Origin of the sequence: uncultured Bradyrhizobium sp. (assembly GCF_947648125.1) — a bacterium.
Taxonomy (GTDB): Bacteria; Pseudomonadota; Alphaproteobacteria; order Rhizobiales; family Xanthobacteraceae; genus Bradyrhizobium.
In genome coordinates this window covers 293,746-319,554 of record NZ_CANSMR010000005.1, presented here as the reverse complement: position 1 = coordinate 319,554, position 25,809 = coordinate 293,746, and the positions used below count along the sequence as shown (strand labels likewise).

Below are 25,809 nucleotides of genomic sequence, written 5' to 3'. Positions count from 1 at the left end.
TGCGAGCCGGCTAATTTGGCCCGAGCGCGCGGCGCGCCAGCGCGGCGCTGCCGGTTGTGCGCGGTGGCGCTGCGGGGCTGGAGACGGGTGCGGAAGTGCCGGCGCCATTGAGGTCCTGGGGCTTGGTCTGCGGAGCCTCGGCGGTAGCAGATGCCCCTTCCGGCCGCAACGGTCGCGGCGGCGCGAACAGGAAGCCCTGGCCGAACCGGACATCGTAGTCGAGCAGGTCGACCACCGAGCGCTCGCCCTCGATCCGTTCGGCGATCAGGTCGATGCCGAAGCGGCCGAGCAGGTCGGACAGATCGGAGGGATCGATATCGGCGGTCGCGCTTTGCCTCGCGTCGAGCAGCAGCGCGGCCGGCACCTTGATGAAGCGGACACCGCGATCGGCGAGCTCGCGCGGCTCGAGGCGGAGGTCGCTGACGTGGTCCATCGAGAACCGGTAGCCGCGCTGCGACAGCGCCGCGAGATTCTCGCTTTCAACCGGGCCGAGATTGCGGAAGGTCGCCTGCTTGAACTCGAGCACGAAGGACGGCGCCAGCGCGCGGTTGGCCTCGAGGAAGTCGAGACACTGGGTGAAGTGCTGCGGGCTGGCCAGTGTCGCGGCCGAGACGTTGCAGAACACGCCGACATCCTTGCTGCGGATCATCAGGCGGCGCAGCACCTGGACGCAGCGAAGCATCACCATGTGGTCGATGCGGCCGATCAGGCCGCCGACTTCGGCGGCCTCGATGAAATCGTCGGCGGCAAGAACCTGGTCGCGCTCGTCGCGCAGCCGCGTCACCGCCTCGTAGTAGCGCACCTTGCGCTGCGGCAGCGTCACCATCGGCTGCAGGTAGATGTCGAGACGGTTCTCGTCGATGGCGTGCCGGATCGCGCCAATGAGCTGGGTCTGGCTGCGCGAGATCGCCGACGGTGGTGTCGGCGGCGGCGCAAACGCGACGGTTGGAGTCGGCGGGACCGGTTGCAGCAGATCGTCGCGCGGCGCGGCGACCGGCTGCGCCACCGGAGCTGCCGCCAGCAAATCCTCATGATGGGCGACGGACGCCGCAAGCTGCCGCACCAGGCCGCCAAGCTCGTTGATCTCGCCGGCCATGCCCTGGATCCGGTCGGCGCCGGTGGAGTTCGCCGAGGCGACGCGGCCTTCGACTGCGGCCAGCCGGCGGCCGAATTCGGCGACCTGGCGGGCGAGGTCGGCGGTGCCGCGCGACAGGTCCGCGATCTGGCCGCCGACGTCGCTGCGGTCGCGGAGCCGCATCGAGACGGCGTTGTAGAGGATCAGGCAGGTGAGGGCGGTGAGCGCCACGATCGCCGATTCCGATCCGCTGATGCCCGCCACCGAATACAGGACGAAGCCGAGCGAGGCTGCGACCAGCACCATGCAGATGGCGATGAAGATCGTCGAAATGCGAATCATGTCGCGCGCCCGCGCCCTCTCTCCGAACGTCCCCGGAGCGCAAGCTTAGCACCATTGTTGATTCGACGGGCCAGCGATCTTCCGAACCGGCTGGAACTGCACACGATTTTCGCTTCGTCTTGGTCGGCCGCGAAGTCGGGCTCCGTAATCGCCCGGAGCCGGCCGCGGCGTGCCGGTCAGAGGTCGGCGGCAGCGATCCAGAACACCTCGCCCTCGGAGTCCTCGGTGTCGAGCCAGAGCAGCGGCAGGTTGGGATAGGCGGCCTCGAGATTGTCGCGGCCGCGGCCGATTTCGCAAAGCAGCCCGCCATGCGGGGTCAGGTGCTGCCTGGCCTCATCGAGCAGGCGGCGGACGATATCGAGCCCGTCGGCGCCGCCGTCGAATGCGATCTTGGGCTCGGCGCGGCACTCGCGCGGCAGCGCGGCCATGCCCTCGGCATCGACATAGGGCGGGTTCGAAATGATGAGATCGTAGCGCTTATCGCCGAGCGGCTTGAACAGGTCGCCGCGATGGAGCGTCAGGCGATCGTCGAGGCCGTGGTCGGCGACGTTGCGCGCGGCGACTTCGAGCGCATCCTTCGAAATATCCACCGCGTCGACCGCGGCGTTGGCGAAATGCCGGGCGGCCAGGATCGCAAGGCAGCCGGAGCCGGTGCAGAGGTCGAGCACCCGTTCGACCTCGGCGGGATCGCCGATCAGCGAGGTGCCGTCCACGTCGCCGCCGAAATGCGAGTCCAGCAATTCGCCGATGAAGGAGCGCGGCACGATGGTGCGCTCGTCGACATAGAATGGCAGGCCGCGCATATAGACCTTGTTGACGAGATAGGCGGCCGGCTTTCGCGTCGCGATCCGCCGCTCGATCAGGTCCAGGATCTGCTTGCCTTCGGCGACGGTGACGCGCGCGGTCGCGAAATTCTCGAACTGGTCGGGATGCAAATGCAGCGTCTCGCAGATCAGGAATGCAGCTTCCGCCACCGGATCGGTGGTGCCATGCGCGAACACAAGCTTTGCCGCGTTGAAGCGGCTGACCGCGTAGCGCAGGAAATCGAACAGGGTCTGAAGCTCGCCGGCGCCGACCTTGGGTGCTTTCTCGGGCGCTTTCGGCGCGGCGGGGCTGCGCCTGGCCGGCACTTTGCTGCGCTTGGCCATCAGGATTTGGTCCAGCGCGCGGCGGCCGCGTCGTCATGGCCCTGCGCCTCGATCCAATTCGTGCCGCGCGCGCTTTCCTCGCGCTTCCAGAACGGTGCGTTGGTCTTGAGATAGTCCATCAGGAACTCGGCTGCCTCGAACGCGGCCTGCCGGTGCGCCGAGGCGGTCACGACCAGCACGATGTTCTCGCCCGGCGCGATGCGGCCGAAGCGATGGATGATGGTGAGGCCCTGCAACGGCCAGCGCGCCAGCGCCTCGTCGGCATGACGCGCAATCTCGGCTTCCGCCATGCCGGGGTAATGCTCGAGCGTCAGCGCGGCGATCGGCTCGCCCTGTTCGCTGCCGCGGCAGATGCCGCTGAAGCTGACGACCGCGCCGACATCGGTGCGGCCCTTGCTCAAGGCTGCGATCTCCTGAGCGACGTCGAAGTCGGCTTGCTGGATCCGGATGGTCGCTGCGATAGCCATTGGAAGATCTAGCCGCCGGTCATCGGCGGGAAGAACGCGATCTCGCGGGCGCCGGAGATTGCCGCGTCCGATTTGACATGGGCGTGGTCGATCGCGGCGCGGATCACTGTGGGCTTCTCGAAGGCATGAGCGTAGCCGTCGTCGCGCGCGGCAAGCCAGCCGATCAGCTCGGCGACGGTGCGCACCTCGGCCGGCGGCTCGACGATCTCTTCGGCCTTGCCGATCCGTTCACGCACCCAGGCGAAATATTTCAGCTTCATCCCTCATCCTCCTTGATGAGGTGGTGGATGCCGGCGCGGAAGTAGTCCCAGCCGGTGTAGATCGTGAAGATCGCCGACATCCAGAGCAGCACGATGCCGATCAGGGTGGTCGCCGGGAACACCTGCTCGCCGGCTTCGCCCGCGATCAAGAAGCCGATCGCCACCAGCTGGATCGTGGTCTTCCATTTCGCAAGCTTGGTGACGGGTACGCTGACCCGCAGGCCCGCGAGATATTCGCGCAGGCCGGAGACCAGGATCTCGCGGCACAGGATCACGATCGCCGCCCACAGCGTCCAGCCATGGATCGAATTGTCGGCGGCCAGCATCAGCAGGCTGGAGGCCACCAGCAGCTTGTCGGCGATCGGGTCGAGCATCCGGCCGAACGCGGACTGCTGGTCCCACATCCGCGCGTAATAGCCGTCGAGATAGTCGGTGATCCCCGCCGCAATGAACACGGCCAGCGCCACCCAGCGCAGCCACAACGGGCCGTCCAGGATCGACTGCCAGTAGACGCAGCCGATCACCACCGGGATCGCGGCGATCCGGGCGTAGGTCAGGATATTCGGGAGGGACATGGTCTTGCCCTGTCCCCGGGTCGTCGCGATGTTCATCCGTTCTACCAATACCGCTGAAGGGAGAAGGTCAACCGTGCGGGCGCCAAAGCGCGGCGAGATTACGCTGAATCGTCATGGCACCTTAGCCCCTTGTTTATGCATGATCTTTTCAGAACGTTGCTTGCCGCTTTTCCGCATCATGCCCTAGATGCCCTGTCGCAGGCGACGCCCTGATGACTCGCCTTTGGTTTAACCCGGCTGGGCGTGGAAAAACTCGAAAATCTTGCGGGCACTCTCGGCGCTGACGCCGGGAACCTTGCCGAGGTCGGCGATCGAGGCCCGCTCGATCTCCTTGAGCGTTCCGAAGTGGTGCAGCAAGGCACGTTTGCGCGACGGGCCGATGCCCGGGATTTCCTGCAACCCGGCCTCGCGGATGTCCTTTTTGCGCAGCTTGCGGTGCGAGCCGATCACGAAGCGGTGGGCCTCGTCGCGCAGCCGCTGGATGAAATAGAGCACCGGGTCGCGCGGCTCCAGCTTGATGGCCTCGCGGTCCGGCATGAACAGGGTTTCGCGCCCCGCATCGCGCTCCGGCCCCTTGGCCACCGCCATCAGCGAGACCTGGGTCAGCCCGAGGTTCTCAAAAATCTGCCGGACCGCGTTGAGCTGGCCGCGGCCGCCGTCGATGATGACGAGGTCGGGCCATTGCGGGAACGACGCGTCGTCGGCCTTGTCCCTTGCCTTGGTGGCCTCGCCTTCCGGCGGCTTCAGCAGCCGCTTGAAGCGGCGCTCCAGCACCTCGCGCATCATCCCGTAATCGTCGCCGGGCGTCAGCCCTTCGGACTTGATGTTGAACTTGCGGTACTGGTTCTTCATGAACCCATCGGGTCCCGCCACGATCATCGCGCCGACCGCGTTGGTGCCCTGGATGTGGCTGTTGTCGTAGACCTCGATGCGCTTCGGCGTGTGCGGCAGCCCGAGCGTCGTGACCATGCCCTCCAGCAGCCGGCTTTGCGTCGCGGTATCGGCGAGCTTGCGGCCGAGCGCCTCGCGCGCGTTGGTGAGCGCGTGGCCGATTAGTTCCTTCTTCTCGCCGCGCTTGGGCACGGAGACCTCGACCTTGGATCCGGCCTTCACCGACAGCGCGTCGGCGAGCAACGCGCTTTCCTCGATCTCGTGCGACAGCAGGATCAGCTTCGGCGGCGGCTTGTCGTCGTAGAATTGCGCGAGGAACGAGGACAGCACCTCCTCGGGCGTGAAGCTCTTCTCCGCGCGCGGGAAGTAGGCGCGGTTGCCCCAGTTCTGGCCGGTGCGAAAGAAGAACACCTCGACGCAGGAATAGCCGCCTTCCTGGTGGATAGCGAACACATCGGCCTCTTCGACCGTGCGCGGGTTGATGCCCTGCTGCGACTGGATCGCCGACAGCGCCGCGAGACGGTCGCGGTACAGCGCCGCGGTCTCGAATTCGAGTTCGCCGGAGGCTTTCTCCATCTCGGCCGCGAGCAATTGCTTCACGGCGTGGCTGCGGCCAGAGAGGAATTCGGTCGCCTCGCGCACCAGCTCGCTATAGCCGGGGAAATCGATCTCGCGCGTGCAGGGGCCGGCGCAGCGCTTGATCTGATAGAGTAGGCAGGGCCGGCTGCGGCTCTCGAAGAAGCCGTCGGTGCAGGAGCGGATCAGGAACGCGCGCTGCAGTGCCGTGATGGTGCGGTTGACCGCGCCCGCATTGGCGAACGGGCCGAAATAGCGCCCGGGCCGCGACTGCGCGCCGCGATGCTTGAGAATCTGCGGCGCCCAGTGATCGCCCGATATCAAAATATATGGAAACGATTTGTCATCGCGTAGCTGCACGTTGAAGCGCGGGCGGAGCTGCTTGATCAGATTGGCTTCGAGCAGCAGCGCCTCGGTCTCGGTCATGGTCGAGACGATTTCGACATGCGTGGTCGCCGCGATCATGCGCAGGATGCGCGCCGGCAGCGGCGCGTTGGCCCGCGCATAGGACGACAGCCGCTTTTTGACGTTCTTCGCCTTGCCGACATAGAGCACGTCGTTGGCGGCGTTGAGCATGCGATAGACGCCGGGCGAGGTCGGGGCGAGGCGGACCGCGTTCTCGATCGCGGCATGCCCGATCGACAGCGTCCCCTCGGCGACCGTCTCGCTGGCGTCCTCCGACGCCTCGGGTAGACGTGCCTCGTCGTCCTCCTCGGCGGTGGAGCTCTCGGGATCGACGTCGCTCGTGTCGAGCGTCAGGTCGTCCTGCGGCAGGTCGGACTTTGAACTGCGCCGTGGCTTGAGGGCCGCCTTGGGATCAGTCTTGAGATCAGCCTTGGGGGCCGGCGTCGGGCGTTCGGGAGAATCGTGAACCATGGGCCGTAAATTAAGCGCTTGGGGGACCGGTCGCCAGCGCCGGCGGCGCAGGAAAAACAACCCGATTGCAGCAGGTTATCGGCCCGGCATGGCCGCCGGGGCGGGGCGGTAACACATTGTTAAGACTGATGAGCGGGCCGGTAACCGGGCTTAACAACCCTTTAACTTAAAACTCTCGATAAACCTTAGCGAAAAAAGTGGAATTCCGTAACCACGCCGGCCTTGGGCCTGCGGGCTGCGGCAGTTGCGTGGTGGAGAGTACCTATGAGGTTTGTTGCGCGTGCGCTGGCACTGATCGTCGCAGGCTGGACGACTTCGGCGGCGGCGGCCGACCTCAACTACGGCTCGCCCTATACCGTCTATCAGCCGCTCAATGCCTATAGCTGGGCCGGGCCCTATCTCGGCGGCAACGTCGGCTACGGCTGGGGTTCGGTCGAGAACAACCCGACCAAGCCGTCCGGTTTCGTCGGCGGCGTGCAGGCCGGCTACAATTTCCAGAACGGCTCTCCCTGGGTGTTCGGCATCGAGGCCGATATCCAGGGCACCACTGCCGACGATCGGTTCGCGCCCTGGAAGTTCTCCAACCCATGGTTCGGCACCATGCGCGGCCGCGCCGGCTATGCGGTCAACAACGTGCTGTTCTACGCGACCGGCGGTCTCGCCTTCGGCGAACTGCGCGGCGAGACCTTCGGCATCACGGAGTCGCATACCAATGCGGGCTTCACCGTCGGCGCCGGCGCCGAAATGGGCTTTGCCCCGAACTGGAGCGCCAAGATCGAATATCTCTACGTCGATCTCGCCAACAGCAACTTCACGATCACCGGCGGCGCGTCGAACGGCTACAGCTTCAGCCTGGTTCGCGCCGGCATCAACTATCACTTCTGAGAACAAGAAGACGTCGAACATCAACTCCCGGCTGCGCCCCGCGCGGCCGGGTTTTTCTTTTTTGCTGATCGCTTGGACATGACGCGTGGACCGCGCGCGCGGCAGCGTCCGCGAATCCAGTCGGTGAGCCGCACGCATCAGATATGCGGGCACCGCCAATCGCGTCCGCATCATGCAGAGGATCATGCAGCGGGTGCGAGCCACGCGCCCGGCAATCAACTCACACGCAACGCTTCATTCGCCGTTCATCACGAGCTACGCACCGCGCGCGCTCGTCATGAAACCACCAGGTTGACCGCCTTCGGGCCCTTGCCCTTCTTGTCGGGTTCAACCTCGAACGTAATGCGCTGTCCTTCAGTCAGGTCCTTCAACCCTGCGCGCTCGACAGCTGTGATGTGAACGAACACATCGCGGCCGCCATCGTCAGGCTTGATGAAGCCATAGCCACGCTCTCCGTTGAAGAACTTGACTGTCCCAGTCATGGCCATCGGGAAACTCCTCCCCCGTATTGCTCCACCGCTACGCGCACGCCGCGTAGCGGTTGACCGACATTCGCTTGTCGGAAGCTTGGCCACCTGAACGGGCCGGCGTCACGCCGCCGGTCTGTCTGGATTTATTTCGGCCTTGTCACTCCGCCGCAACCATTCGCGGAAGCGGAACGTAAAGCCAGTCGTAACAGGATGAGCATAATACGGTTCCGCGCGCGTTGCCTATGCTCAAAATTGAACTTTTCAGTGGGAGCTGTAGATCAAGGTTTAGGCGTTTCGAGTCTGAAGCGTCCGGCACCGCCTTGACCAAGCGGTCTCTCGAGTTCGGGCAGGATGATCTTCAGCTCGCCCGCCAGCGTCCACGGCGGATTCACTATCAAAAGGCCGGTGGAAACGAGGCCTGCGCCCGTTTCTTGCGGCGCCACGCTGAATTCCAAGCGCAAGCATTTGCCCGCGGGCCGACTGCTTGCTGCTGCAGCAGCCACGCTGCGCGCGAGCTCGTCGGTAGCTCTCCGGGTTTTTACGGGGTACCACAAAAGATACGTGCCGGTCGGCCACTTCGTAAACGCTTCCGTAAAAGCACTGGCCAGTCGCTCGAACTCGTCCTTCGCTTCGAATGGCGGATCGATCAGCACCAGGCCGCGTCGTTCGTTCGGCGGCACGAATGCAGGCAACGCCATCCAGCCGTCGAGATCGACGACGCGCGCCTGCGCATCGCGTCGCAATGCATCGATCAATTGCTTGCGCGCCACAGGCTCGATCTCGCAGGCCGTGAGACGATCTTGCGGACGCAGCAGCGCGCGCGCGATCAACGGTGAGCCGGGATAGGCTTTCAGTTCGCCTCGCGGATTGAATGCCCTGACGATGTCGAGATAGGGCCCGATCAGCGGCAGCGCCTTGTCGGAGAGCCGCGCCTGCATCAGTCGCGCGATGCCGGTCAGCCATTCGCCGCCGCGCTGCGCTTCGCTCGACGTCAAATCATAGAGGCCGGCGCCGGCATGGGTGTCGATGACGCGGAACGGCGCCTGCTTCTCTTGCAGGTAGGTGAGCATGCGCACCAGCACGATGTGCTTGATGACGTCGGCAAAGCTGCCGGCATGAAAGGCGTGACGATAGTTCATGCGATGACGCTGCGCTCCAGAGGGTGCGCATGTTGTACTGCGTCATGCCCGGCCTGTCCCGGGCATCATGCCTGATCTCGCTAGTTTCGTGATGGCGTCGATGGCCGGGATACTCGGCGCGACGGCGCGCGTCTGCCTGGCCGTGACGTGGACGAGGCGTCAGCCGCCGCGAACCGGCGGCATCAGCACCTGATCGCGGCGGCAGGCGCGGCGATCGATTTCCTCGCAGGAGCGGAATTGCAGATCCTTGCTGAGGCAGATCCGCACCTCGCTGAGCCGCTTGCTGTCGCAGGTCACCGAGATCGCGGAGTTGCTGAGCCCCGGATTGGCCTTGATGAACGCGGTCTCCAGCTCGTCGGGCGCGATCGTCTTCGGCTCCGTCAATTGCAGGAATTCCTCGGGGATCTTCACCGCGGCGCGGGCCTTGCGGATGGCTTCGAAATAGGCGCGCTCGCCGAGGCCGGAGCAGGTGCCGTGCTTGTCCCACTCGTTGTAGATCAGCCCGGGCGCCGGCATCAGGTCGAGCATCGAGGTCATGATGTTGCGGGCGAGGCGCGGCGAGGGCCGCTGGCAGTATTCCGGAAAGCCCCGCTCATATTGCGGCCACAGCCCGTGCACCACGAACGAGTAGGGCCGTCCGCCGCACTGCGCCTGCGTGCCGCGGCCGTTGTTGCCGCGCTCGCTCGCCGCCTCGCAGAACGAGGGCGACCACGACAGCGACAGCACGTAGAAATCGAACTCACCCGGCGCATTCTGCCGGCGATCCTGGGCCGAGGCCCCAACTGCACCACACAGGACAAAGGCAGCTGAAATCAGAAATCGGGAAATTGTGACCAACCGAGGCATCAAACGCTCCCCTCACGCGACCATTCGGAGCCTAGCAGGCCGTGAGAACATTTCAAGAACAAAAGCCGCCGTCTGGATGGCGGCGGCTTCCGTTATGACCGAACTGGTCGAAAATCAGGGCCGGGCGGCCTTGCAGGACGGGTTGTAGGCCCAATTGCGGTCGAGGCCGGCGACGCACCAGTTGACGCCCGGCTCGAGGCTGAGAGAGTCGCTGATCCCGGCAAAGCCGCCGTCCTCGATGATCGAATAGTGCACCTTGCGCACCTTGCCGTCGCTCAGCATCGCATCGCCCGAGCAATAGCGGCGCGGAATGTTGTCGGACTGCCAGGGGCGGAATGCGGTTTCGTGAATCCGGCTGAAGCCGGTGATCACGAGCGGCGAATTCCAGAAAGTGGCTTCCTTTTCGTGGAATTGCGAGCTGATGACCGGCAGCGCCCTCTCGCAGGGGGCCACATTGCCGTCGTAGCGCGGTCCGGACAGCCAGAAATTCAATTCGAACGGATTGGCGGCCTGGGCCGTACCCCCGAAAGCCAGCGTGCCGGCCACGAGCGCGGCGCCGAGGCCAAGTGTGCGGCCGAGTTTATTGGGGGAGTTGAACAGGTTGCGCATGGGAATCCACCCGATGATCAGATGCGGCGGACGGTGCCGTGAAGCCCCGGCGAGGTCAAGTGCAGCGCGGCAACACCTGCGGAGAAGTCCACCTCCACGAGCCGGCTCGTTCTTTCCATGATCGCCGGCGCACTCTATGTTGGTCGCAAGCGAAATGGAGTCTGCGATGCGAACGAAATTGGCCGCGTGCCTGGTTGCCGTTTGCGGGATGCTGGCCGTTGGTCCGGCGCGAGCCGACTGGATGCAGCCGGTGCCGCCGTTCAAGGGCAATGATACCGGCGGCATCATCGCCTATTCGCTGGCGGCCCAGACCGACGCGCGGCAGCTCGCCGTCGATCACTGCGCTTCCTACGGCAAGGTGGTCAAGTTCCTTGCGGTGCAGCGCTACCCGGGTGGCTACATCTCGTTCTCCTGCCGCTGGGTGCCCTATGGTTCGGCCCAGAGGCCGGTGCGCACGCTCTACTGAGCGCACTCCAAATCCTTCGATCGTTCAGCCGGGAGCTCACCGCATGACCCGACAGCTTGCCTTGCTTGGTTCTGCTGTTTGCCTAGTCCTGTCCACCGGTGCCGCGAGCGCCGTCGACCTGCCGATCCGCAAGGCCGGTCTGTGGGAGATGAAAATGGTGCGCACCGGCGGGCCGATGCCGGAAATCACCATGCAGCACTGCACCGACGAGACCACCGACAAGGAGATGAGCGCCGCGGCCTCGCCGATGGCCAAGGAAGTCTGCTCCAAGCAGGACATCCAGAAGACCGCGACCGGCTATGTCAGCGACAGCGTGTGCAGCGTCGCCGGCATGTCGATGAAGAGCCATGCCGAGATCGTCGGCGATTTCAATTCCGCCTACACCGTCAAGAGCACCTCGCACGCGGAAGGCGGCGCGGCCGGCTCCCGCGACACCACGATGACCATCGAGGCGAAATGGCTCGGCGCCTGCAAGAGCGACCAGAAGCCCGGTGACATCATCATGCCCGGCGGCATGAAGATGAACGTCAAGGATATGGAAAAGCTGAAGGGCCTCCTGCCCAAGCAGAAGTAGGGCGCAGCGCCTTCGATCGCCGCCGCGCGCCTGAGCACGTCCTCTCTCATGTTGAGAGGACGTGGCGTTTTGCACCACCATCATTGCGGGCAGCCCGCGACAAGATTGCCAAGCGGTTTTGCGCTGCCTGTCGTCGGGCGTGCGTTCGCGCGACCCCGTCAGCTTGCAATGATGCCGTTGGATCGTGTGCGCCGACTCCGCACAACGGTCACCGGCCTCTCACCTTCAATAGAATGGATGTCAAACAAGACATCGGGTGTTGGTCGCGGCCACGCGCAAGCGCGCATTGCTGGGCGACATCAACATCATTGAATGATCGCTGCGTGTCTCGCACGCGAGACTCTCTGAGGGAGACGACGTGCAACGAATTCGCCGTGCCGAAATGTTTGCTGTGACGACATGTCTTTTTGAATCGCTCCAGTGTTGCGCATCTTGAATCGTTCCAGTGTCGTGCATCGCCAGTCCGGCTGTTGCTATGCCGGCGAACGGCGTCAGGTGATCGGCACGTTGTCCTACCGCTGGTAGCTACACTGGAATCCGCACCGCGGCGCGCAGGCCGCCCATCGGGCTTTCGCCGAGCATGATGTCGCCGCCATGCGAGCGGGCGATGTCGCGGGCGATCGCAAGTCCGAGGCCGCTGCCGCCTTCGTCCTGGTTGCGGGCGTCGTCGAGCCGCAGGAAGGGCTTGAACACTTCCTCGCGCATGGCGACGGGAATGCCGGGGCCGTCGTCGTCGACCGTGATGTTGAGATAGCGATGGTCGCGCTGACCGGTGATCGAGATCGTGTTGGCGTGGCGCGCCGCATTGGAGACGAGGTTGGCGAGGCAGCGCTTGAACGAGGCCGGTTTCACCGTGACGACGGGCAGGCCGTGGAACGCGACGGTCGCGGTGTGGCCGTGGCGTTCGGCGTCGCTGCGCAATTCCTCCAGCGCCATCGCCATGTCGGTCGGCTGCGCGACCTCGCCGGAATCGCCGCGCGCGAAGGCAAGGTAGTCCTCCAGCATCATCGACATCTCGTCGACGTCCTTGCGCATCGCGTCGATCTCGGGGCCTTCGCCGATCAAGGCGAGTTCGAGCTTGAAGCGGGTCAGGATGGTGCGCAGATCATGCGACACGCCGGCGAGCATCGCGGTGCGCTGCTCGATCGAACGCTCGACGCGCGCCTTCATCTCGATGAAGGCCTGCGCCGCGCGCCGCACCTCGCGCGCGCCGCGCGGCCGGAAGTTCGGCGCCTCTCGTCCCTTGCCGAAGCTTTCGGCGGCATCGGCCAGTCTGAGGATCGGCTTGATCTGGTTGCGCAGGAATAGCACGGCGACGATCAAGAGGATCGTCGAGGTGCCGAGCATCCAGAAGATGAAGATCTCTGAATTGGAGGCGTAGGCCGCGCTGCGCTGGGCGAAGATCCGCATCACGGAATCGTCGAGCTGCACGCGGATCTCGACCAGGTTGGATTTGCCGACGGTGTCGATCCAGAACGGGCGGCTGATCTGGCGGCCGAGCTGCACCGAGAGCGTCTGGTCGAGCAGCGAGAAGAACGGCTTCGGCCCCGGCGGCGGCATGTCGCCGGCGGGCAGGAAGTCGACCACGAGCTGCAGCTTCTGGGCGATGCCGCGAAGCTGCGCGCGGTCCTTGTCCTGCGGATAGATCTTGTAGACGTCGATCAGCGCGGCGATGTCGGATACGACCGCAGCCGACAGGCGGCGCGTCACCGTGTTCCAGTGCCGCTCCATGAACACGAACGCGACCACGGTCTGCAGGATCACCATCGGCACGATCATGATCAGCAGCGCGCGCGCATAGAGGCCGGTCGGCATCCAGCTCTTGAACGCATTGCCCATCCAGCCGTTCGCCTTCGAGACGCGCTGCGAGGCGTTCTTGATCAGGGTCAGGCCGGTGTCGAGCGTGCTCATGGCTGGATCTTACGGCGAGGCGACCAGGCGATAGCCGATGCCGCGTACCGCCTGCAGGAACAACGGATTGGCGGGATCGTGCTCGATCTTGCGGCGCAGGCGGTTGATCTGCACGTCGACCGCGCGCTCATTGACGGTACCGCCGCTGGTCAATTCGCCGCGCGGCACGGTCTCGCCGGGCGCGCTTGCGAGGATACGCAGCATCTCGCGCTCGCGGTCGGTGAGATGGATGATCTCCTCGCCCTGGCGCAGCTCGCTGCGCTCGATGTGGAAGATGTAGGGGCCGAAGGCGATCTGCTCGACCACCGTGACTTGCGGCGGCGCGGTGCGCTTGAGGATATTGCCGATGCGCAGCACCAGCTCGCGCGGCTCGAACGGCTTGGCGACATAATCGTCGGCGCCGATCTGCAGGCCTTCGATCCGGGCTTCCGCCTCGTGGCGGGCGGTCAGCATGATGATCGGCACCGTCGAGGAGGTGCGGATGAAGCGGGCGAGGTCGAAGCCGTTCTCGCCGGGCATCATCACGTCGAGGATGAGCAGGTCGAAATGCAGCCCGAGCAGCTTGGCGCGCGCGTCGGTGGCGCTCATGGCCGTGGTGACGCGATAGCCCTCGCCGGAGAGAAAGCGCGACAACAGGTCGCGAATGCGCCGGTCGTCGTCGACCAGCAGGAGATGCGGCGCATCGTCGGCCGGCTCGACCGGCGTGCGCATCAGGGTTGCAGCCTGCACCAGGTTCACTCCCTTGTTTTTCTGCCGCCGCCGAAGATCGCTTCGAGCACCTTGTCGGGATCGTCGCGGTCGATCATCGCGCGGAGGAATTGGCGAACCGTCTCGACGCCGGCCGGATCGATGCCGGCGACGGCGCGGTTGATGCGGTCGGTCTGTAGCCCCGCGAGCTTGGCGACTAGCGCCTCGCCCTTCGGCGTTGCGTAGAGTAGGCGCTGCCGGCGGTCGTTGTTGCCGGTCTTCTGCACGATGTAGCCTTCGTCCAGCAGCTGCTTGAGCACGCGACCGAGCGACTGCTTGGTGATGCGCAGGACGTCGAGCAGGTCGGCGACCTTCAGGCCGGGATAGCGGGTGACGAAGTGGATGACGCGGTGGTGGGCGCGGCCGAAGCCGAACGCCTCCAATTCCTGGTCGGCGTCGCCGACAAAGTCGCGGTAGGCGAAGAACAAGAGCTCGATGATGTCCCAGCGCAGGTCGCGGCCGCCCGCCGCAGGAGCGTGATCATCTCCCTCCGAATCGGGCTTGGCAGCCATGCCTGAGAAATTTATGTCAGTCATATTGACGTATCTTGGGTTCAATGTTACAAAACTGCCTGTCACGACGAAACATTAGATCGCTTCGTTTCCGACAGCGTTTGAGACGGCCTGAAAAAGCCTGTGAGGCGGTTTGGGCCGCAAATTGGACTACCGTGCGATTGTCGAGCGGCATCTCGGCAAACATACTGGACTTCAGCACTCCGCAAAAGCATGTCTAAACGGCATGTTGGCGATGGAAACCGGCCGGGTTGCCGGCGGTGGTGAAGTTCGCACCAGCCGAGCCTGACGGCTCCGGGGGAAACAGGCCGACGCCCGGTATGGCGCCGGTTCCGACAGCGGAAAGCAAGAAAAATGACTTTGAAATTCGACATCCAGCCTTCGCCGAATGCCACATCCGACAAGGATCGTGCAGCGAAGCTCGTGGACCCGGGCTTCGGCCGCGTCTTTACCGACCACATGGCGATCGTCCGCTACAGCCAGGGCAAGGGCTGGCACAGCGCCCGCGTCGAGGCCCGCGCGAATTTCCCGCTCGATCCGGCCGGCGCGGTGCTGCACTACGCCCAGGAGATTTTCGAAGGTCTCAAGGCCTATCGGCGCGACGATGGCGGTGTGAACCTGTTCCGTCCCGACGCCAATGCCCGGCGCTTCCACAATTCGGCCGAGCGCATGGCGATGGCGCCGCTGCCAGAGGACGTGTTCATCGATGCGGTCGAGCAGCTGGTGCGGATGGATCGCGCCTGGATCCCGGGCGGCGAGGGCAGCCTCTATCTGCGGCCGTTCATGATCGCGAGCGAGGTCTTCCTCGGCGTGAAGCCGTCGGCGGAATACATCTTCTCGGTCATCGCTTCTCCAGTCGGCTCCTACTTCAAGGGCGGTCCCGCGCCGGTGTCGATCTGGGTGTCGGAGAATTACACGCGCGCCGCGATCGGCGGCACCGGCGCCGTCAAGTGCGGCGGCAATTATGCCGCAAGCCTGCGCGCGCAGGCTGAGGCGATCGAGCGCGGCTGCGACCAGGTCGTGTTCCTCGATGCGGTCGAGCGCCGCTACATCGAGGAGCTCGGCGGCATGAACATCTTCTTCGCCTTCGACGACGGCTCACTGCTGACGCCGCCGCTCGGCACCATCCTGCCCGGCATCACCCGCGACTCGATCATCGCGCTTGCCAAGGATACCGGCACGCGCGTGCGCGAGGAGCCCTACACGATCCAGCAGTGGCGCGCCGACGCCGCCAGCGGCAAGCTGAAGGAAGCCTTCGCCTGCGGCACCGCGGCCGTCATCTCGCCGATCGGCAAGGTGTGCTCGGCGAGCGGCGACTTCCAGATCAGCGGCGGCGTGGCCGGCCCGGTCGCGATGGGCCTGCGCAAGAAGCTGGTGGACATCCAGTACGGTCGCACCAACGACCCGCATAACTGGATCAGGAACGTCGCCTGACACAGCGGTTCCGCCGCTGACGTGCTTCGATTTGGCGCCTCTCCTTTGCAAAGGGAGAGGCGCTCTCGCTTTGGAACTCCAGCGAGCACGCCGACGCTTCATCTCGGCCGTCATTTTTCCGTGTGATCTGCCGTCATCGCATGAACGGCCTGCCGCGAGCGCGCGACAAAGTCTCGCCTCCCGCTTCAAACGATCCCCATTCGCGTGATGACATGACCAAAACTCCCGTAACACGTCTGACCTGTGCCGTGCTGATCGCGGCTGCGTTCGCGCTCACCGGAACCAACACGGCGCGCGCCGAGGACCGCTCGCCTGTTATCGACGTCCGCACGGCCGACCCGGAGATGAATGCCGCGATCAGCCATGCGCGCGAGACGCTCCCGGCGTTCTGGGCCTCCTATGAGGCGCCCAAGCCGTCGGAGACCCAGCACTCGCTCAAGGTCCGCTTTCCGACCCATGGCAACGACGGCGAGCACATCTGGATGCGCGAGGTGAAGAAGCTGCCGAGCGGCGGCTATTCCGGCCGGTTCGCCAACCAGCCACGCGACTTACCGGGCAAGCGGGCCGGCGACCTCGCCGAGTTCAAGGAAGCCGACATCTCCGACTGGATGTTCATGCGCAACGGCAAGATCGTCGGCGGCGCGACCATCAAGCCGCTGCTGAAATCGATGCCGAAGGCCGACGCCGACGCGCTTCGCGCGCGGATGGAGCAGCCCTGAGAACCAGCGTTTCGCAGTGGCGGAGGCGCAAAGCCGGGTTGCCGCCCTGCGCGTCCGCTGGTAAACGCCGCCAATGGCCGAGAAACCCAAAAAAACCCAGAAACTGAAGGCGCGCCTGCCGCGCGGGCTGGAAGATCGCGGCCCGGCCGCGATCAATGCCACGCGGGCGATGGTCGAGAAGATCCGCGCCGTCTACGAGCTCTACGGCTTCGAGCCGGTGGAGACGCCGGCGATGGAATATACCGACGCGCTCGGCAAATTCCTGCCCGACCAGGACCGTCCCAACGAAGGCGTGTTCTCGTTCCAGGACGATGACGAGCAGTGGATCTCGCTGCGCTACGACCTGACCGCGCCACTCGCGCGCTATGTCGCGGAAAACTTCGACGCGCTGCCGAAGCCGTACCGGTCCTATCGCTTCGGCTATGTCTTCCGCAACGAGAAGCCGGGTCCGGGCCGCTTCCGCCAGTTCATGCAGTTCGATGCCGACACGGTCGGCTCGGCGACGCCGGCGGCCGACGCCGAGATCTGCATGATGGCGGCCGACACGATGGAAGCGCTCGGCATTCCGCGCGACTCCTATGTCGTGAAGGTGAACAACCGCAAGGTGCTCGACGGCGTGCTCGAGGCGATCGGTCTCGGCGGCGACGACAATGCAGGCCGCAGGCTCACGGTGCTGCGCGCGATCGACAAGCTCGACAAGTTTCCCGCCGACGAGGTTCGCAAGCTGCTCGGTCCCGGGCGTTGGGACGGCGGCGAAGAGGGCAAGGGCGACTTTACCAAGGGCGCCGAGCTGAGCCCGGCGGATGCCGACATCGTGCTCGCCGTCACGCAGCAGCGCGCCGATTGGCGAGAGGCCATCGCTGCGGCCGAGACCTACCTGGCGAAAAGTGAAGTCGGTCGGGCCGGCGTGAGTGAGCTGGAAGAGATCGCGAAACTGGTCGCAGCGTCCGGCTATGGCGCGGATCGCATCCGCATCGATCCCACCGTCGTGCGCGGCCTCGAATATTACACCGGCCCGGTCTATGAGGTTGAGCTGCTGCTCGACACCAAGGACGAGAAGGGCCGCCCGGTGCGGTTCGGCTCGGTCGGCGGCGGCGGCCGCTATGACGGCCTCGTCTCGCGCTTTCGCGGCGAGCCGGTGCCGGCGACCGGTTTCTCGATCGGCGTCTCGCGCCTGCAGGCCGCGCTGACGATGCTCGGCCAGCTCGACACCAAGGCCGAATTCGGGCCCGTCGTCGTCACCGTGTTCGATCGCGACCGCGTCGCCGACTACCAGAAGATGGTTGCGCGGCTGCGCCAGGCGGGCATTCGCGCCGAGCTCTACCTCGGCAATCCGAAGAACATGGGCAACCAGCTCAAATATGCCGACCGCCGCAACTCGCCCTGCGTGATCATTCAAGGCTCCGATGAGAAGGCGCGCGGCGAGGTGCAGATCAAGGATCTGATCGAGGGCGCCAAGGCCGCGGCCGCGATCGCGTCCAATCAGGAATGGCGCGAAACACGCCCCGCCCAGTTCTCTTGCGCCGAGGCCGATCTGGTCGCCAAGGTCCGCGAGGTGCTCGCGCGGCACGACGTGAACTGGGGATAGCTGGTTTGTCATGCGCGGGCTTGACCCGCGCATCCATCTTCAAAAAGATGCCGCGCCAGCCAGACCGGCGGATGACCGGTTTGCGCGTCAACAACAACAAGGGAGTTATTCCGATGCCCGAGATCACTGTCAGCATGGCCGCCGGCCGCACCGACGAGCAGAAGGCCGGCATGATGCGCGACATCACCCAGGCGCTGGTGAAGAACCTTGGCGTCGACGCCGATGCCGTCGTGATCCAGATCAACGAAGCGCCGCTGCACCACAAGATGAAGGGCGGCAAGACCTTCGTCGAGCGCGCCGCTGCCGCGAAGAAGTAGCCCCTATCTCTCCACGGGTCGTCCCTGCCTTGTGCGCAATTGCGCACTGGAGCAGGGACCCATAACCACCGATGCTTGTTGTGTATGTCCGCTGGGGCCCCAGCCATCGCAACACAAGCGTCGGTGGTTATGGGTCCCGGCTCAAGGCCGGGACGACACTGTCTTTGAGGCCACATGGACGCACGCGACTTCATCAAGATCGGCATGAGCGCCGAGCGTATGCTCGTGGTGCCGCCGGAGCGCACGGTCGGGCATTTCGTGCCCGGCATGCCGATGGTGTATGCGACGCCGATGATGATCCTCGAGATGGAGATAGCCTCGGGCGATGCCATCCGCGGTGCGCTGCAGCCCGGCTGGGTCACGGTCGGGACCGAGGTCGATATCCGCCATCTCGCCGCCGCGCTGGTCGGCGCGACCGTACGGACCACCGCAAAGGTGGTCGCGGTCGAGCGCCGCGTGATCCGTTTCGCGGTCGAGGCGTTTGAGGGCACGCGCAAGCTCGGTGAAGGCCGCCACGCCCGCGGCCTGATCAATGTCGAGAGCTTCAACAAGCGGCTCGCCGGGACGTCGGGCCAGGCGCAGTAGGCGAAAGACTACTTCGCCAATTCCCTTGAGCGGCGGGTCGCGGCCGCAATGGCGCGGGTCATCAGCGGCTGCATGCCGTCAGTCGCCATCAGCACCTCGAGCGCGGCAGCCGTGGTGCCGCCGGGCGAGGTGACATTCTGCCGCAGCGTCGCCGACGGGAGATCGGAGCGATGCAGCAGCTCCCCGGAGCCGGCGACGGTGGCGCGCGCCAGTGTGGTCGCGAGTTGCTCGGGCAGGCCGGCCGCGACGCCGGCGCGGGCCAGCTCCTCGGCGAGTAGGAAGACATAGGCCGGGCCGGAGCCCGAGACCGCGGTCACCGCGTCCATCAGGTTCTCATCGTCGACCCATTCGACCAGCCCGGTCGCTTTCAGCAGCGCATCGGTCATGGCGCGCTGCGCGGCGGTGACGCGCTTTGAGGGCACCGCGACCGTGATGCCGCGGCCGATCGCTGCCGGCGTGTTCGGCATCGCGCGCACCACGGCGCCGCCGACCACCTCTTCCAGCGCGGACATCGTCGTGCCGGCCATGATCGAGACCACGAGCGTCGACGGACCGACCAGTGCCTTCAGCGCGGCGCCGGCGTCGCGGAACGATTGCGGCTTCACCGCGACGACTAGCGTGTCGACCATGCCGAGATCGGTCGCCTGCGGATTGAGCCGGACGCCCTTGGCGGCAAGCGCGGAGATCTCGGGCGAAAGATGCGGATCGATCACCGCGACATGTTTGGGCGAAAGGCCCTGCGCGAGCCAGCCGGTCAGCATCGCGCCGCCCATCTTGCCCGCGCCCGCGAGCGCGATGGTGCCGGTTGTGTTTGTCAATGCGCTGCTGGATGTGTTCACGGGTGGCTCCACAAACTCTGTGTCGTCCCGGCCTTGAGCCGGGACCCATAACCACAGGCGGTTCTAGTGAAGCGTGACGCCAGCCACAAGCAGTTTGCGTGAGCCCCGCGGCCGCGGAGTATGGGTCCCTGCTCCCGTGCGCAATTGCGCACTAGGCAGGGACGACACTGAGTATGCGGACGCGCTTACGCCTCGCCCTCGGTATCGAACATCGCGGCGGCCATCGCCTCGGCGGTCGACTTGCCGGCCCACACCACGAACTGGAACGCCGGATAGTAGCGCTCGCAGGCATGGATCGCGTTGACCACCATGCTCTCGCATTGCGCGGTGGAGGCGGTGAGGCCGCCGGGCAGCACGAGCGCCTGACGATGCATGACCATGCCGGTGTGGGTCCACAGATCGAAATGGCCAACCCACAATTGTTCGTTGATCGCGGCGACCAGCCGCTGCACCTCGGCGCGGCGCGCCTGCGGCATCTTCATGTCGAAGGCGCAGGCGAGATGCAGCGCCTCGATCTCTCCCATCCAGGTGAAGGAGAGCTGATAATCGATCCAGTCTCCCTTGGAGACGATCGTCACCTCGTCTTCGCCGGAACGCTCGAACGCCCAGTTGTTGTCGGTGGCGATATCCTCGACCACCGCAAGCGGGTTGTTCCGGGAATCGATAATGCTTTCGAGGAGGGACATGCCGTCTCGGACCTTGTTCTTATGATCGCTTGATACGCACACGGAAGCCGGCACTTGCGACATACTGCGTCGTGGCCGAGTGCAGTTCCTTGACCGGGCTTCCGGATGCCCCTGGACCTGACGCCGATGAAGTGATGTGATTTGCGGAATCCGCGCAACCGCACGCCGAGTCCGTCCACAGCCAAAGCGCGCATCGTCCACAGCTGATCTCCGCCACACTTGTGATTTTGCGAACAAATCGGAATCTAGGCGTTCGCGTAACGATTTATTAACCATTTGCGGGCGCCTCGCCGCACGCGTGAATCAGCCTTTCGGGCGCTCACATCTCTCTGCAAGGGCCGCAGCGCGCTCATGGGGACATGCCGTTTCCCCATGCCAAAGGTGCTTGCCCAGCTGTCGCGGTTTGGTCATATTTCGCCTCAGGCACGTCCATCCCGGGCATGCCGATGTTCTCAGGGCGGGGTGAAAATCCCCACCGGCGGTAAAGGGCGATGAGCCCAAGCCCGCGAGCGCCTTCTTCCGTGAAGCCGGGAGAAGGGTCAGCAGATTCGGTGCAATTCCGAAGCCGACGGTTACAGTCCGGATGAAAGAGAACGGTTGCGGCAGCCAACGCGATTTTCGCGTGGGCTTGTGTCGTTGTCCGTGTGCCCTGATTCTGGTCCTGAAAGAGGAAAGCCATGAATCAGATGTTGCAAGACCAAGACGTTCAAGCTTCTCAAGTCCAAACCTCCGAAGCAGAAAGCGCTCCCGATACGCCGGCCATTCCGCCGGCGCCGGAGCATCCGCATTTCGCCAAGCCGCAGCGCGTGGCCTTCGTGCAGTCGTCCTGGCATCGCGATGTGGTGGAAGAGTGCCGCATTTCCTTCCTGAAGGAGATCGAGGCGCGCCACATCACCAATGTCGACGTGTTCGAAGTGCCGGGCTCGTTCGAGATCCCGCTGCACGCGCAGCTGCTGGCGAAGACCCGTCGCTACACCGCGATCGTCGCGGCCGGGCTCGTCGTCGATGGCGGCATCTACCGCCACGAATTCGTTGCCGATACCGTGATCAAGGCGCTGATGGATGTGCAGTTGCGCACCGAGGTGCCGGTGTTCTCGGCGGTGCTGACGCCGCAGCAATTCCACGAGACCGAGGTGCATTACGATTTCTTCCGCAAGCACTTCGTGATCAAGGGGATCGAGGTCGCGGAGGCCTGCGCCAACACGCTGCTCAGCCTCGAACGGCTGCGCGGCCAGGTCGCGGCGGGAATACCTGGCTAACGCGCATGATCCGGAAAAGTGCGAAGCGGTTTTCCGAAAAGATCATGCGCAGATAAGAAGCGCGTCAATAGTTTAAGGCCCGACGCAAAAGCGCTTCCGGCATGCGTGCCGGGATCGCGCTCGCAGCCTGCGTGTTCGGTTATGCTTGCCGGCATAATCAGAACGCGCGGGAGGCGCCCATGACCGAACAACATTCTTCCGATTGGCTCGGCCTGTCGGGCCGCGTTGCCGTCGTCACCGGCGGAGGGGGCGGTATCGGCCGCGCCACCGCCATCGGTTTCGCGCGCGCCGGCGCCAGGGTCGCCGCGCTCGATCGCGACGAGCGCGGGCTGGCGGACACCAAGGCAAAGCTGCGCGAGTTCGGCGACGGTCATCTCGTTGCAAGCTGCGACACGACCAGCGAGGACAACGTCGCGGCTGTTGCCGCCGCCGTCGCGCGCACGCTTGGTCCTTGCGACATCCTCGTCAACACCGCGGCGGTGCTGCGCCCCGGCGGGCTCGATACGCTGCCGCTCGCCGAATGGAATGCGGTGCTGGCGATCAACCTCACCGGCTATTTCATCTGCGCGCAGGCGTTCGGCCGCCAGATGCGCAAGGCCGGACGCGGCAGCCTCATCCATGTCGCCTCGATCGCCGCCAGCAATGCGCAGGGGCAGAGCGGCGCCTACAGCGTCAGCAAGGCCGCCGTCGTGATGCTCTCGCAGCAGCTCGCCGCCGAATGGGGGCCGCACGGCATCCGGAGCAATGTGGTCAGTCCCGGCCTCGTCGTCACGCCGATGAGCCAGGCGTTCTACGACACGCCAGGGGTTACCGAGCGGCGCACCGCCGTGGTGCCGCTGCGCCGGATCGGCGCGCCGCAGGACATGGCGGACGCGACCCTGTTCCTGGCGAGCGACCGCGCGTCATACATCAATGGTGAGGAGATCATCGTCGATGGCGGCTATGCGCGGACGCTGATGAGCCACGTGCCGCGGCCGGGGTTTTGAGGTGGTGGGGCCGCATCCTTAGCGTCGTCCCTGCGAAAGCAGGGACCCATAACCACAGGATCTTATTGCGGGCGCCAGATGTGGCCCCAGCCTTCGCAGCAACAGGAATTGGTGGTTATGGGTCCCGGCTCAAGGCCGGGACGACAGTGAGTATGAGGCTCTAATCGAACAGGCTGGAGACCGACTCTTCCGCCGCGGTGCGGCCGATCGCTTCGGCGATCAGGCCGGCGATCGAGATCTGGCGGATGTTCGGCGCCTTGTTGACGGCTTCGGTCGGCAGGATCGAGTCGGTGATGACCAGCTCCTTCAGCCGCGACGAGGCGATGCGCGCGGCGGCGCCGCCGGACAGCACGCCGTGGGTGATGTATGCAGAGACTTCCTTGGCGCCGTGCGCGATCAGCGCCTCGGCCGCGTTCACCAGCGTGCCGCCGGAATCGACGATGTCGTCGACCAGGATGCAGTTGTAGCCGGCAACGTCGCCGATCACGTTCATCACTTCGGACTCACCGGGGCGCTCGCGGCGCTTGTCGACGATCGCAAGCGGGGTGTTGATGCGCTTGGCGAGGCCGCGGGCACGCGCCACGCCGCCGACGTCGGGCGACACCACCATCACCTTGGCGAGGTCGAACTTCTCTCTGATATCGCGCACCATCAGGGGGGCTGCGAACAGGTTGTCGGTCGGGATGTCGAAGAAGCCCTGGATCTGGCCGGCGTGCAGGTCGAGCGTCATGACGCGGTCGACGCCGGAGTGCGAGATCAGATTGGCGACGAGCTTGGCCGAGATCGGGGTACGCGAGCCGGACCTGCGGTCCTGCCTGGCGTAACCGAAATAGGGCACCACCGCCGTGATGCGGCGCGCCGAGGAACGGCGCAGCGCGTCGGTGATGATCAAAAGCTCCATCAGATTGTCGTTGGCCGGATACGACGTCGACTGAATGATGAACATGTCCGAACCGCGGACGTTCTCCTGGATCTCGACGAAGATCTCCATGTCGGCGAAGCGCCGGACCACGGCTTTGGTCAGTTCGATGCCAAGTCCCTTGGCGATATCCTGCGCCAGCGCAGGATTGGAGTTGCCGGCGACGAGCTTGATTGATCCGTTCTTTGCCGACATCGATGCTTCCCCCCGCGCCTTGCTGGATACGACGTTCAGCATCTCAAGTCCTTACAGAACCGGCGGGTTTTCGGTGCGCGAGGGAATATCAGGCAGGCGGCGCCGCTGGCAACCCATTAGGCGCTTCAGCCCACCTTTTCCTGGGCAAAAAACGCCTTTCCCCGGGAGATTCCGGGGGTTAGTTGGCGGAATAGCTGAGTGCCACGGTCTCTGGCACGGCGGAGGCCGGGGCGCTGACCATCGCTGGCCCACGCAGCTCCGGTGCCGGGGCGGGCGCCGGGCTGTCCGCCGGGCCGCCATTGATCATGCTGGACAGGCCGCTGAGACCGGCCTGGGCGATCCTGCGCAGCACCAGATCGTCGGCGGCGGCCCAGGCGTCGCGGCTGGCCTTGCCGGCAGGCTCTTCGCCGGACAACCGGAGCGCCCGTTGCTGGTTGCTGTCGTAGACGTCCCACACCCACGCGATCATGGTGCGGCCGCGCACCACCTGCGCCGAGAGATAGCTGCGCACGCGATAGGCCGCGGTGGCTTGGCGCGACACGATCGACAGGCTGCGCAGCTTGGATTCGCTGTCGAGCACGCCCACCATGCGGTCGAATACCTGCGGCGGCGGACCGTCGATCGATTCGAACGCAACCGTTGCGCCGCCGCTCGCAGGCGTCGCCATTGCGTAGGAGTCGGCCACGTTGCCGCCGGCCGCGCATCCGCCAAGCGCGGACGCAATCGCCAGCCATGTGGCTGCGATCGCGGCACGCACGACTGTCCCAGTTTGAAACTGGTGGTTTGACGCTTCCCTCATTGCGTCCTGCGATATCGTTAAAACGGCTTAACGTCTAGGGCAGGACGGCCACAGCACTTAACAGTCGACCGGTCAAGCGCCGCGCGGGGACAGGATCGAATTCCTCGTCAGTCAGCGAGATGATTCCGCATGGCATCGACGATCCAGGCCCATTCCCGGTTCGGGCTGCTGTCGGGCCGCTGCCCCCGCATGATAGCGACCAACTGCCAATAGCGTGCGGCGCGGTCATCATGCTGGGCGTATTTGGCACGAAGCCAGTTGCGGAAATCCAGGTCGGGCTGCCGGCCCATCAATCGGGCCGAGGCTTCCAGCCATTGTCGCGCGATCGCGCTGCCGGTGTCAGACGTTGGTTCGAGCCCGTCGTCGATCGCCTGCTTTGCCTCGCGCACAATGGCGTCGCTTGCAGCCTTGCAGGCCTCCATATCGAAGGCGTCGCGATCCCAGGCGTCGCTGGCGTTCGCGCGCATTTGGGCGATGAAGGAGGGATCGTTGAGGATCGAAGACAGCTCGATCCAGGCATCGCATTGCTCGGGTGTCGGCTCGTCGGGCAGTTCGGGCACCGTCGTCTCGATCATCTGCCGGACCCATTTCCGGTCGATGTTGATGCCGTCGGACACCTTCTCGAAAAAACTTTCGACGACGTTGCGGCGCTCAGTGCGGGATAGCTGCGTCATGGTCAGGAATCTCCTCAGATCTGCTTCCGTGAGTTGCGGTGAGCGCAACGCAGCCCGCAGGGCCGAGGCGACGCGGCGCTGCGCCGCGATCTCCGCTTCCAGCGTCTCGAGGCGGAGCTTCAGCGCCTCGACCAGCGAGAGCTCCTTGGTCAGGACCTCACGGATCGCATCGAGACCGAGCCCCGCATCGCGCAGGCAGCGGATCAGGTCGAGGCGAACCAGTTCGTCGTCGGTGAAGACGCGATAGCCGCTCGCGGTGCGGCCGGCCGGCGGCAGCAACCCCTGGTCCGAATAGAAGCGGAGCTTGCGGACGCTCATTCCGCTGAGCCGCGCCGCCTCGCCGATGCTGTAGGTGCGTTGTGTCATGCGCCGCTTGTCCGGTCTCCAGCAGGTGGAGAGTCAAGCCGGTTGTCGCATAAAAACGAAGATGACGCCCGGCG

The 25,809-nt window shown here is 65.1% G+C and carries 28 protein-coding genes and 1 riboswitch; of the genes, 10 read left to right on the top strand and 18 right to left on the bottom strand.

The window, feature by feature from the left end; translation table 11 throughout:
- Positions 1 to 10: 10 nt before the first annotated feature.
- The 6 genes from Q0030_RS13030 to uvrC all read right to left on the bottom strand — a co-directional run bounded on the left by Q0030_RS13030 (position 11) and on the right by uvrC (position 6,210).
- Entirely contained in the window at positions 11 to 1,417 is a 1,407-nt protein-coding gene (locus Q0030_RS13030; protein WP_298367258.1) for an EAL domain-containing protein, read from the bottom strand.
- A gap of 176 nt (positions 1,418 to 1,593) precedes the next feature.
- Complete coding sequence (gene prmB, locus Q0030_RS13025) at positions 1,594 to 2,565, bottom strand: 50S ribosomal protein L3 N(5)-glutamine methyltransferase (protein WP_298367256.1); 972 nt, start codon at positions 2,563 to 2,565, stop codon at positions 1,594 to 1,596.
- Complete coding sequence (locus Q0030_RS13020) at positions 2,565 to 3,032, bottom strand: molybdenum cofactor biosynthesis protein MoaE (protein ID WP_298367254.1); 468 nt, start codon at positions 3,030 to 3,032, stop codon at positions 2,565 to 2,567. Before Q0030_RS13020 ends, prmB begins: the two co-directional genes overlap by 1 nt.
- A gap of 8 nt (positions 3,033 to 3,040) precedes the next feature.
- Complete coding sequence (gene moaD / locus Q0030_RS13015) at positions 3,041 to 3,292, bottom strand: molybdopterin converting factor subunit 1 (RefSeq protein WP_298367251.1); 252 nt, start codon at positions 3,290 to 3,292, stop codon at positions 3,041 to 3,043.
- Positions 3,289 to 3,903 carry a CDP-diacylglycerol--glycerol-3-phosphate 3-phosphatidyltransferase gene (gene pgsA / locus Q0030_RS13010; RefSeq protein ID WP_097671595.1) on the bottom strand — a complete coding sequence of 205 codons (615 nt, stop codon included), beginning with the start codon at positions 3,901 to 3,903 and terminating at the stop codon, positions 3,289 to 3,291. Before pgsA ends, moaD begins: the two co-directional genes overlap by 4 nt.
- 192 nt (positions 3,904 to 4,095) lie before the next feature.
- A complete protein-coding gene (gene uvrC / locus Q0030_RS13005; RefSeq protein WP_298367245.1) occupies positions 4,096 to 6,210 on the bottom strand; it encodes an excinuclease ABC subunit UvrC in 2,115 nt (704 codons plus the stop codon).
- A 264-nt stretch (positions 6,211 to 6,474) separates the two neighbouring features.
- On the opposite strand from uvrC, the gene Q0030_RS13000 reads away from it, so the two are divergent.
- Positions 6,475 to 7,095 (top strand): outer membrane protein, encoded by a 621-nt coding sequence (locus Q0030_RS13000; RefSeq protein ID WP_298367243.1) that lies wholly within the window; start codon positions 6,475 to 6,477, stop codon positions 7,093 to 7,095.
- Between the two features lie 275 nt (positions 7,096 to 7,370).
- On the opposite strand, the gene Q0030_RS12995 is transcribed toward Q0030_RS13000, so the two are convergent.
- From Q0030_RS12995 to Q0030_RS12980, 4 genes are all read right to left on the bottom strand, one after another.
- The gene (locus tag Q0030_RS12995; RefSeq protein WP_016844477.1) at positions 7,371 to 7,583 is read right to left on the bottom strand and encodes a cold-shock protein; all 213 of its coding nucleotides are present in this window, start codon (positions 7,581 to 7,583) and stop codon (positions 7,371 to 7,373) included.
- A gap of 260 nt (positions 7,584 to 7,843) precedes the next feature.
- Positions 7,844 to 8,704, bottom strand: coding sequence for a 23S rRNA (adenine(2030)-N(6))-methyltransferase RlmJ (rlmJ, locus tag Q0030_RS12990; RefSeq protein WP_298367240.1), 861 nt, complete (start codon positions 8,702 to 8,704; stop codon positions 7,844 to 7,846).
- Between the two features lie 159 nt (positions 8,705 to 8,863).
- The gene (locus tag Q0030_RS12985) at positions 8,864 to 9,550 is read right to left on the bottom strand and encodes a ribonuclease T2 (RefSeq protein ID WP_298367239.1); all 687 of its coding nucleotides are present in this window, start codon (positions 9,548 to 9,550) and stop codon (positions 8,864 to 8,866) included.
- Positions 9,551 to 9,664: 114 nt separating this feature from the next.
- Entirely contained in the window at positions 9,665 to 10,159 is a 495-nt protein-coding gene (locus Q0030_RS12980; protein WP_298367236.1) for a hypothetical protein, read from the bottom strand.
- A gap of 166 nt (positions 10,160 to 10,325) precedes the next feature.
- Between Q0030_RS12980 and Q0030_RS12975 the strand changes: the two genes are divergently transcribed.
- Positions 10,326 to 10,625 (top strand): hypothetical protein, encoded by a 300-nt coding sequence (locus Q0030_RS12975; RefSeq protein WP_298367234.1) that lies wholly within the window; start codon positions 10,326 to 10,328, stop codon positions 10,623 to 10,625.
- 43 nt (positions 10,626 to 10,668) lie between these two features.
- Positions 10,669 to 11,199, top strand: a complete 531-nt coding sequence (locus Q0030_RS12970; RefSeq protein WP_097671589.1) for a DUF3617 family protein — start codon at positions 10,669 to 10,671, stop codon at positions 11,197 to 11,199.
- A gap of 525 nt (positions 11,200 to 11,724) precedes the next feature.
- On the opposite strand, the gene Q0030_RS12965 is transcribed toward Q0030_RS12970, so the two are convergent.
- From Q0030_RS12965 to Q0030_RS12955, 3 genes are read right to left on the bottom strand one after another with little or no spacing between them, the layout of a single operon-like run.
- Positions 11,725 to 13,110, bottom strand: coding sequence for an ATP-binding protein (locus tag Q0030_RS12965; protein ID WP_298367231.1), 1,386 nt, complete (start codon positions 13,108 to 13,110; stop codon positions 11,725 to 11,727).
- 9 nt (positions 13,111 to 13,119) lie between these two features.
- The gene (locus Q0030_RS12960) at positions 13,120 to 13,842 is read right to left on the bottom strand and encodes a response regulator transcription factor (protein WP_173640582.1); all 723 of its coding nucleotides are present in this window, start codon (positions 13,840 to 13,842) and stop codon (positions 13,120 to 13,122) included.
- Positions 13,843 to 13,844: 2 nt separating this feature from the next.
- A complete protein-coding gene (locus Q0030_RS12955; protein ID WP_298367335.1) occupies positions 13,845 to 14,369 on the bottom strand; it encodes a MarR family transcriptional regulator in 525 nt (174 codons plus the stop codon).
- 354 nt (positions 14,370 to 14,723) lie between these two features.
- Here Q0030_RS12955 and Q0030_RS12950 point away from each other — a divergent pair, with 354 nt between their 5' ends.
- The 5 genes from Q0030_RS12950 to Q0030_RS12930 all read left to right on the top strand — a co-directional run bounded on the left by Q0030_RS12950 (position 14,724) and on the right by Q0030_RS12930 (position 19,012).
- A complete protein-coding gene (locus Q0030_RS12950) occupies positions 14,724 to 15,803 on the top strand; it encodes a branched-chain amino acid aminotransferase (RefSeq protein ID WP_298367229.1) in 1,080 nt (359 codons plus the stop codon).
- 212 nt (positions 15,804 to 16,015) lie between these two features.
- Positions 16,016 to 16,522: a DUF2314 domain-containing protein gene (locus tag Q0030_RS12945; protein ID WP_298367227.1), complete on the top strand. Its 507-nt coding sequence runs from the start codon at positions 16,016 to 16,018 to the stop codon at positions 16,520 to 16,522.
- A gap of 73 nt (positions 16,523 to 16,595) precedes the next feature.
- Entirely contained in the window at positions 16,596 to 18,110 is a 1,515-nt protein-coding gene (hisS, locus tag Q0030_RS12940) for a histidine--tRNA ligase (RefSeq protein WP_298367225.1), read from the top strand.
- Positions 18,111 to 18,223: 113 nt separating this feature from the next.
- Positions 18,224 to 18,427: a tautomerase family protein gene (locus Q0030_RS12935; RefSeq protein WP_044538952.1), complete on the top strand. Its 204-nt coding sequence runs from the start codon at positions 18,224 to 18,226 to the stop codon at positions 18,425 to 18,427.
- 174 nt (positions 18,428 to 18,601) lie between these two features.
- Positions 18,602 to 19,012 (top strand): thioesterase family protein, encoded by a 411-nt coding sequence (locus Q0030_RS12930; RefSeq protein WP_298367217.1) that lies wholly within the window; start codon positions 18,602 to 18,604, stop codon positions 19,010 to 19,012.
- Between the two features lie 8 nt (positions 19,013 to 19,020).
- On the opposite strand, the gene proC is transcribed toward Q0030_RS12930, so the two are convergent.
- Complete coding sequence (gene proC, locus Q0030_RS12925; RefSeq protein WP_298367215.1) at positions 19,021 to 19,851, bottom strand: pyrroline-5-carboxylate reductase; 831 nt, start codon at positions 19,849 to 19,851, stop codon at positions 19,021 to 19,023.
- Positions 19,852 to 20,036: 185 nt separating this feature from the next.
- On the bottom strand, positions 20,037 to 20,537 hold the full coding sequence (locus tag Q0030_RS12920) for a YbjN domain-containing protein (protein WP_029081955.1): 501 nt from the start codon (positions 20,535 to 20,537) through the stop codon (positions 20,037 to 20,039).
- A 444-nt stretch (positions 20,538 to 20,981) separates the two neighbouring features.
- A riboswitch (FMN riboswitch) is annotated at positions 20,982 to 21,136 on the top strand.
- Positions 21,137 to 21,214: 78 nt separating this feature from the next.
- On the opposite strand from Q0030_RS12920, the gene Q0030_RS12915 reads away from it, so the two are divergent.
- Together Q0030_RS12915 and Q0030_RS12910 are read left to right on the top strand one after the other, a co-directional pair.
- Positions 21,215 to 21,796: a 6,7-dimethyl-8-ribityllumazine synthase gene (locus tag Q0030_RS12915; protein ID WP_298367211.1), complete on the top strand. Its 582-nt coding sequence runs from the start codon at positions 21,215 to 21,217 to the stop codon at positions 21,794 to 21,796.
- Between the two features lie 179 nt (positions 21,797 to 21,975).
- Positions 21,976 to 22,782, top strand: coding sequence for an SDR family oxidoreductase (locus Q0030_RS12910; protein ID WP_298367209.1), 807 nt, complete (start codon positions 21,976 to 21,978; stop codon positions 22,780 to 22,782).
- Positions 22,783 to 22,942: 160 nt separating this feature from the next.
- Here Q0030_RS12910 and Q0030_RS12905 read toward each other — a convergent pair whose 3' ends face one another.
- The 3 genes from Q0030_RS12905 to Q0030_RS12895 all read right to left on the bottom strand — a co-directional run bounded on the left by Q0030_RS12905 (position 22,943) and on the right by Q0030_RS12895 (position 25,735).
- Complete coding sequence (locus Q0030_RS12905; protein ID WP_171948021.1) at positions 22,943 to 23,896, bottom strand: ribose-phosphate pyrophosphokinase; 954 nt, start codon at positions 23,894 to 23,896, stop codon at positions 22,943 to 22,945.
- A 178-nt stretch (positions 23,897 to 24,074) separates the two neighbouring features.
- Complete coding sequence (locus Q0030_RS12900) at positions 24,075 to 24,695, bottom strand: hypothetical protein (protein WP_298367204.1); 621 nt, start codon at positions 24,693 to 24,695, stop codon at positions 24,075 to 24,077.
- A gap of 107 nt (positions 24,696 to 24,802) precedes the next feature.
- Positions 24,803 to 25,735 (bottom strand): MerR family transcriptional regulator, encoded by a 933-nt coding sequence (locus tag Q0030_RS12895; RefSeq protein ID WP_298367200.1) that lies wholly within the window; start codon positions 25,733 to 25,735, stop codon positions 24,803 to 24,805.
- Between the last annotated feature and the right edge of the window lie 74 nt (positions 25,736 to 25,809).

Coding starts and splice junctions, on each gene's coding strand:
- Q0030_RS13030 (WP_298367258.1), bottom strand. CDS start 1,417: ATGATTCGCATTTCGACGATCTTCATCGCCATCTGCATGGTGCTGGTC.
- prmB (WP_298367256.1), bottom strand. CDS start 2,565: ATGGCCAAGCGCAGCAAAGTGCCGGCCAGGCGCAGCCCCGCCGCGCCG.
- Q0030_RS13020 (WP_298367254.1), bottom strand. CDS start 3,032: ATGGCTATCGCAGCGACCATCCGGATCCAGCAAGCCGACTTCGACGTC.
- moaD (WP_298367251.1), bottom strand. CDS start 3,292: ATGAAGCTGAAATATTTCGCCTGGGTGCGTGAACGGATCGGCAAGGCC.
- pgsA (WP_097671595.1), bottom strand. CDS start 3,903: ATGAACATCGCGACGACCCGGGGACAGGGCAAGACCATGTCCCTCCCG.
- uvrC (WP_298367245.1), bottom strand. CDS start 6,210: ATGGTTCACGATTCTCCCGAACGCCCGACGCCGGCCCCCAAGGCTGAT.
- Q0030_RS13000 (WP_298367243.1), top strand. CDS start 6,475: ATGAGGTTTGTTGCGCGTGCGCTGGCACTGATCGTCGCAGGCTGGACG.
- Q0030_RS12995 (WP_016844477.1), bottom strand. CDS start 7,583: ATGGCCATGACTGGGACAGTCAAGTTCTTCAACGGAGAGCGTGGCTAT.
- rlmJ (WP_298367240.1), bottom strand. CDS start 8,704: ATGAACTATCGTCACGCCTTTCATGCCGGCAGCTTTGCCGACGTCATC.
- Q0030_RS12985 (WP_298367239.1), bottom strand. CDS start 9,550: ATGCCTCGGTTGGTCACAATTTCCCGATTTCTGATTTCAGCTGCCTTT.
- Q0030_RS12980 (WP_298367236.1), bottom strand. CDS start 10,159: ATGCGCAACCTGTTCAACTCCCCCAATAAACTCGGCCGCACACTTGGC.
- Q0030_RS12975 (WP_298367234.1), top strand. CDS start 10,326: ATGCGAACGAAATTGGCCGCGTGCCTGGTTGCCGTTTGCGGGATGCTG.
- Q0030_RS12970 (WP_097671589.1), top strand. CDS start 10,669: ATGACCCGACAGCTTGCCTTGCTTGGTTCTGCTGTTTGCCTAGTCCTG.
- Q0030_RS12965 (WP_298367231.1), bottom strand. CDS start 13,110: ATGAGCACGCTCGACACCGGCCTGACCCTGATCAAGAACGCCTCGCAG.
- Q0030_RS12955 (WP_298367335.1), bottom strand. CDS start 14,369: ATGGCTGCCAAGCCCGATTCGGAGGGAGATGATCACGCTCCTGCGGCG.
- Q0030_RS12950 (WP_298367229.1), top strand. CDS start 14,724: ATGACTTTGAAATTCGACATCCAGCCTTCGCCGAATGCCACATCCGAC.
- Q0030_RS12945 (WP_298367227.1), top strand. CDS start 16,016: ATGACCAAAACTCCCGTAACACGTCTGACCTGTGCCGTGCTGATCGCG.
- hisS (WP_298367225.1), top strand. CDS start 16,596: ATGGCCGAGAAACCCAAAAAAACCCAGAAACTGAAGGCGCGCCTGCCG.
- Q0030_RS12935 (WP_044538952.1), top strand. CDS start 18,224: ATGCCCGAGATCACTGTCAGCATGGCCGCCGGCCGCACCGACGAGCAG.
- Q0030_RS12930 (WP_298367217.1), top strand. CDS start 18,602: ATGGACGCACGCGACTTCATCAAGATCGGCATGAGCGCCGAGCGTATG.
- Q0030_RS12920 (WP_029081955.1), bottom strand. CDS start 20,537: ATGTCCCTCCTCGAAAGCATTATCGATTCCCGGAACAACCCGCTTGCG.
- Q0030_RS12915 (WP_298367211.1), top strand. CDS start 21,215: ATGAATCAGATGTTGCAAGACCAAGACGTTCAAGCTTCTCAAGTCCAA.
- Q0030_RS12910 (WP_298367209.1), top strand. CDS start 21,976: ATGACCGAACAACATTCTTCCGATTGGCTCGGCCTGTCGGGCCGCGTT.
- Q0030_RS12905 (WP_171948021.1), bottom strand. CDS start 23,896: ATGTCGGCAAAGAACGGATCAATCAAGCTCGTCGCCGGCAACTCCAAT.
- Q0030_RS12900 (WP_298367204.1), bottom strand. CDS start 24,695: ATGAGGGAAGCGTCAAACCACCAGTTTCAAACTGGGACAGTCGTGCGT.
- Q0030_RS12895 (WP_298367200.1), bottom strand. CDS start 25,735: ATGACACAACGCACCTACAGCATCGGCGAGGCGGCGCGGCTCAGCGGA.